Annotated in this window: 6 protein-coding genes and 1 pseudogene; 4 read left to right on the top strand and 3 right to left on the bottom strand. The window is 64.6% G+C overall.

The annotated features are described in order from the left end of the window. The 3 genes from MK313_RS17765 to aat form a co-directional block, all read left to right on the top strand. Positions 1–218, top strand: a 218-nt coding sequence (locus MK313_RS17765) for an acetyl-CoA carboxylase biotin carboxyl carrier protein (protein WP_287783485.1), incomplete at its 5' end; no start/stop codon positions are given. Between the two features lie 24 nt (positions 219–242). Beyond that, on the top strand, positions 243–1,592 hold the full coding sequence (gene accC / locus MK313_RS17760; protein WP_287783483.1) for an acetyl-CoA carboxylase biotin carboxylase subunit: 1,350 nt from the start codon (positions 243–245) through the stop codon (positions 1,590–1,592). A 4-nt stretch (positions 1,593–1,596) separates the two neighbouring features. Continuing rightward, complete coding sequence (aat, locus tag MK313_RS17755) at positions 1,597–2,247, top strand: leucyl/phenylalanyl-tRNA--protein transferase (protein WP_121218816.1); 651 nt, start codon at positions 1,597–1,599, stop codon at positions 2,245–2,247. Here the strand turns inward: aat and MK313_RS17750 are convergent. From MK313_RS17750 to MK313_RS17740, 3 genes are read right to left on the bottom strand one after another with little or no spacing between them, the layout of a single operon-like run. After that, positions 2,208–2,627: a DUF2155 domain-containing protein gene (locus MK313_RS17750; protein WP_287783481.1), complete on the bottom strand. Its 420-nt coding sequence runs from the start codon at positions 2,625–2,627 to the stop codon at positions 2,208–2,210. The genes aat and MK313_RS17750 overlap by 40 nt on opposite strands. 35 nt (positions 2,628–2,662) lie before the next feature. Next, complete coding sequence (mlaD, locus tag MK313_RS17745; protein WP_287783478.1) at positions 2,663–3,193, bottom strand: outer membrane lipid asymmetry maintenance protein MlaD; 531 nt, start codon at positions 3,191–3,193, stop codon at positions 2,663–2,665. A gap of 46 nt (positions 3,194–3,239) precedes the next feature. Further along, positions 3,240–3,599: an NADH:ubiquinone oxidoreductase subunit NDUFA12 gene (locus tag MK313_RS17740; protein ID WP_008945987.1), complete on the bottom strand. Its 360-nt coding sequence runs from the start codon at positions 3,597–3,599 to the stop codon at positions 3,240–3,242. Positions 3,600–3,942: 343 nt separating this feature from the next. Between MK313_RS17740 and MK313_RS17735 the strand changes: the two are divergent. Continuing rightward, positions 3,943–4,942 (top strand): annotated as a pseudogene (locus MK313_RS17735) (vitamin B12-dependent ribonucleotide reductase); the annotation flags it as partial.

The following is a 4,942-nucleotide window of genomic DNA, read 5'->3' as shown; positions in this document are numbered from 1 at the left end:
CGCCGATGGTCGGCACCGCCTATCTGACGCCGGAGCCGGGGGCCGAGCCCTTCGTGCGCCAGGGCGATGCGGTCCGCAAGGGCCAGACCATCGCCATCGTGGAGGCGATGAAGGTGATGAACCCGATTCCCTCCCCGCGCGACGGCACGGTGACGAAAATCATGATCAGCAACGGCCAGCCGGTGGAATTCGGCGAGCCGCTGATGGTCATCGAGTAGGCCACGGCGGATAGCTGGGCAGAGATGTTCGAAAAGATCCTGATTGCCAATCGCGGCGAAATCGCCCTTCGCATCCACCGCGCCTGCCGCGAGATGGGCATTCACACCGTCGCCATCCATTCCACGGCCGACGCCAACGCCATGCATGTGCGGCTGGCCGACGAGAGCGTGTGCATCGGCCCGCCGCCGCCGAACCAGAGCTACCTGAACATTCCGGCGATCATCTCGGCTGCCACCATCACCGGTGCCGACGCGATCCATCCGGGGGTGGGCTTCCTGTCGGAGAATGCGGGCTTCGCGGAGATCGTGGAGGCGCACGGCTTCACCTTTGTCGGCCCCTCGCCCGACCATATCCGCATGATGGGCGACAAGATCACCGCCAAGCGGGCGATGATCGAGGCCGGCGTGCCCTGCGTGCCCGGTTCCGACGGCGCCATCGAAAGCCCGGAGGCGGCCAAGAAGTTTGCCGCCAGCATCGGCTATCCGGTGCTGATCAAGGCAACCGGCGGCGGCGGCGGCCGCGGCATGAAGGTGGCGCGTGACGAAAGCCAGCTCGCCCAGGCGCTGCAGCTCGCCAAGTCGGAGGCGAAATCCGCCTTCGGCAATGACGAAGTCTATATGGAGAAGTTCCTCGACAAGCCCCGGCATATCGAAGTGCAGGTGCTGGCCGACAATCACGGCAATGTCGTGCATCTGGGCGAGCGCGACTGTTCGCTGCAGCGCCGCCACCAGAAGGTGCTGGAGGAGGCCCCCTCGCCCGCGCTGAACGCCGAGGAACGCGAGAAGCTGGGCAAGATCGTCGTGAAGGCGATCGAGAAGCTGGGCTATCGCAGCGTCGGCACGCTGGAATTCCTGTACGAGAACGGGGAATTCTACTTCATCGAGATGAACACCCGCCTGCAGGTCGAACATCCGATCACCGAGATGATCACTGACATCGACCTCGTGCGCGAGCAGATCCGCGTTGCCTCAGGGGCGGCGCTGGGCTTCTCGCAGGCCGACATCAAGTTCTTCGGCCATGCCATCGAATGCCGGGTGAATGCGGAAGACCCGCTGACCTTCCAGCCCTCGCCGGGCAAGGTCACGGATTACCACGCGCCAGGCGGCCTTGGCGTGCGGGTCGATTCGGCCCTCTATACCGGTTACGCCATCCCGCCCTATTATGATTCGCTGGTATCCAAGCTGGTGGTGCATGGCCGCAACCGCGCGGAATGCATGATGCGGCTGCGCCGGGCGCTGGAGGAATATGTGATCGGCGGCATCAAGACGACGATCCCGCTGCATCGCCAGCTACTGACCGAGAAGTCGTTCATCGACGGCGATTACGACATTCACTGGCTCGAACGCTGGACGGCCGGCGGCAAACGAGAGTAACCGCGTGGTCCCGCTAACGCCTGAACTCGTGCTACAGGCCTATGCCATCGGCGTGTTTCCGATGGCCGAGACGCGGGACGATTCGGAGCTGTTCTTCGTCGATCCCAGCAAGCGCGGCATCCTGCCGCTCAATGGCTTCCATATCCCGCGCAGCCTGGCCAAGACGGTGCGCCGGGGCGTGTTCGAGATGCGCTGCAACAGCGATTTCGAGGGCGTCCTGCGCGGCTGCGCGGAACCGGCGGAAGACCGCAACGACACCTGGATCAATGACGAGATCGTCCGGCTGTTCCTGGAATTCCGACGCATGGGCCTCGCCCATTCGGTGGAGAGCTGGCGCGATGGCAAGCTGGTCGGCGGGCTGTACGGGCTGGCGCTAGGCGGCGCCTTCTTCGGCGAGAGCATGTTCAGCCGGGAAACTGACGCCTCCAAGGTGGCGCTGGTCGATCTGGTGGCACGGCTGAAACTGGGCGGCTTCGTGCTGCTGGATACCCAGTTCGTCACCAGCCACCTGACGCGCTTCGGCGCCGTGGAAATCCCGCGCGAGGATTACAAGAACCGGCTGGCCGAGGCACTGACCGTGGCCGCGCGCTTTCCCACCGGCGATGTCCGCGACGCCTATTCCGCCCTTTTGCAGTCCAGCAGCCAGACGTCATAGACCGGGTGCTGCAACCCGTTCAGCGCCGGGCTTGAGGCGAACATCCAGCCGGTGAACATACGGCTCGCCGCCTCACCCGGCTTCTGCTCGGTGATCTCCAGGAAGGCGGCACTCTCCGGCGGCTCCTCCGGCGGACGCTTCTGGCAGGTCCGCACCATGATCTCCAATGAGCCGAAGACGACAGGCTGCTCGACCGGCGCCTCAAAGGTGGATATCCGCGCGGTGATCTTGTCCAGACCCTGCAGCACCGCCACCGGATAGGGGGTGAAAGTCGGCCGGTCCTGTGCTGCCGCCGGCGCCGACATGAGGCTCAACCCCGCCATGACGAGCAGGGCAAGCAGGGAATGGCGGCGGAGAGAGGACAGAAGTGGGTTGGACATGCGCTGGATAACGATGCCGTGCGCCGCCGGTTCCGCTATTTCAGCGGCGCGGCAGGAACGGGCGCGTTGCCTCCGGACTGGTTGCCGCCAGACTGATCGCCACCGGACTGGTTGCTGCCCTGGCTCTCGGCGGCAGTGAAGACGAAGCGGCCCAGCAGATCCATCAGATCAACCGAGGACTGGGTATAGGCGATGCGGCCGCCCGCCTCGATCATCTGGTCGTCGCCACCGGGGATAAGCTGCATGTAGCTGCCGCCCAGCAGCCCTTCCGACGCCACCTTGGCGATGGTGTCGCGCGGCAGCTTCACCGCCGTGTCGATGCTGAGCGTGATGCGCGCGAGGTAAGTCTCGGGATCGAGCTGCTGGCTCACCACCGACCCGACCTTGATGCCGCTGATGCGCACATCCGACCCGACATTGAGGCCGGTCGTCTGCTCGAAGGAGGCCGTGACCGTATAGCCGCCGACCGCCCGCAGATCGGCCGCGGAAAAGGCGAAAACGACGAACAGGCCGGCAACCACCAGCACGACGGCGCCCATCACCGTCTCGATCAGGCTGCGATGCATCGCCGCGCTCCCGCTGTATTGCCCGCTATCTTAATGTCCGAAGCCCTCATTCCGGGCGCCAGGCCTCGTAGTCGCCCGTGGCCTTGTCACGCTTGCCACCGCTCAGCACATGGCCGGGCGGACGGTAGGCGAGGTCGGTGCCGCTCAGATTCGGCAGATGTTCCTTCTGCCACGGCTTGGCCATCTGTTCGGCGCCGGTCGGCAGGATATCGGTCGTGTAGTGCAGCCAGGCATGCCAGGCCGGCGGCACCTTGGAGGCCTCCGGCTCGCCCTTATAGACCACCCAGCGCTTGTCGCGCTGGCCGTTGGCCGCCTTCTTGCCGCGATAATACAGGTTGCCGAACTGGTCCTCGCCGACCTTTTCGCCGTTCAGCCACGTGTACAAGCGGGTGCCGATATCCGCCATGATCTGGTCCGTCCTTCATGCAGGCAACGAAGTGCCCGGAATATTGCACCCTCGCGGCCATCCGTCCAGCCCGGCGGGCGCTGCAGGGGGCGATAATCCGCCAGTCCTGCCATCACGCGAAACCAGCTGATGTGGTTAATTGCTGTCAACATACAAAATGCAGTTGAACACGCCAGCGCTTGTGGCACACTTGTTCTCCGCCGCTAGATATAGGGTGCCTCGCATCCGGCGACGAGGCGATCGAAACCGTCGGTCGCCATTCAGGACGACAGATCATACGGACCAGCAGCGTATCCAGGCACGGAGAGAAGCTGCGGGTGCCGAGGGGACCGAGGGGAACATTATGAAGATCGAACGTCGCTTCACCGAGGCCGGCAAGGATGCCTATGCCGCGCTTTCCTTCCGCAGGACGACCAGCGAGATCCGCAACCCGGATGGCTCCATCGTCTTCCAGCTGAAGGATATCGAGGTGCCGGAGAGCTGGTCGCAGGTCGCCTGCGATATCCTGGCGCAGAAATATTTCCGCAAGGCCGGCGTGCCGGTGGCGCTGACCCCGGTGGTGGAAAAGGACGTTCCCGACTGGCTGTGGCGCAAGGCGCCGGACGCCAAGAAGCTGGACACGCTGGCGCCCGAGGACCGCACCACGCATGAGGAGAGCGCCAAGCAGGTGTTCGACCGGCTGGCCGGTACCTGGACCTACTGGGGCTGGAAGGGCGGCTATTTCGATGCGGAAGAGGACGCCCGCGCCTATTTCGACGAGATGCGCTTCATGCTGGCGGCCCAGATGGCGGCCCCGAACTCCCCGCAATGGTTCAACACCGGCCTGCACTGGGCCTATGGCATCGACGGCCCGGCGCAGGGCCACCACTATGTGGACTTCAAGTCCGGCAAGCTGGTGAAGTCGAACTCCGCCTACGAACATCCGCAGCCGCATGCTTGCTTTATCCAGTCGGTCGGCGACGATCTGGTGAATGACGGCGGCATCATGGATCTGTGGGTCCGCGAGGCCCGGCTGTTCAAATACGGCTCCGGCACTGGCACCAACTTCTCGAAGCTGCGCGGCGAGGGCGAGCGGCTGTCCGGCGGCGGCAAGTCGTCCGGCCTGATGAGCTTCCTGAAGATCGGCGACCGCGCGGCGGGCGCCATCAAGTCCGGCGGCACCACGCGGCGCGCCGCCAAGATGGTGACGGTCGATATCGACCATCCCGACATCGAGGCCTATATCGACTGGAAGGTGAATGAGGAGCAGAAGGTCGCCTCGCTGGTGACCGGCTCCAAGATCAACCAGAAGCACCTGACCGCTGTCATGGCTGCCTGTCAGGACGGTGACGCCGATGCGCGCG

Origin of the sequence: Oceanibaculum sp. (assembly GCF_022449305.1) — a bacterium.
Lineage (GTDB): Bacteria > Pseudomonadota > Alphaproteobacteria > Oceanibaculales > Oceanibaculaceae > Oceanibaculum > Oceanibaculum indicum.
Note: the sequence above shows the minus strand (reverse complement) of the source record. Positions and strands in the feature narration are given on the sequence as shown.

What these genes read in the sequence shown, in the direction of transcription:
- accC (WP_287783483.1), top strand. Translation starts at nt 243, where the DNA reads ATGTTCGAAAAGATCCTGATTGCCAATCGCGGCGAAATCGCCCTTCGC.
- MK313_RS17750 (WP_287783481.1), bottom strand. Translation starts at nt 2,627, where the DNA reads ATGTCCAACCCACTTCTGTCCTCTCTCCGCCGCCATTCCCTGCTTGCC.
- mlaD (WP_287783478.1), bottom strand. Translation starts at nt 3,193, where the DNA reads ATGCATCGCAGCCTGATCGAGACGGTGATGGGCGCCGTCGTGCTGGTG.
- MK313_RS17740 (WP_008945987.1), bottom strand. Translation starts at nt 3,599, where the DNA reads ATGGCGGATATCGGCACCCGCTTGTACACGTGGCTGAACGGCGAAAAG.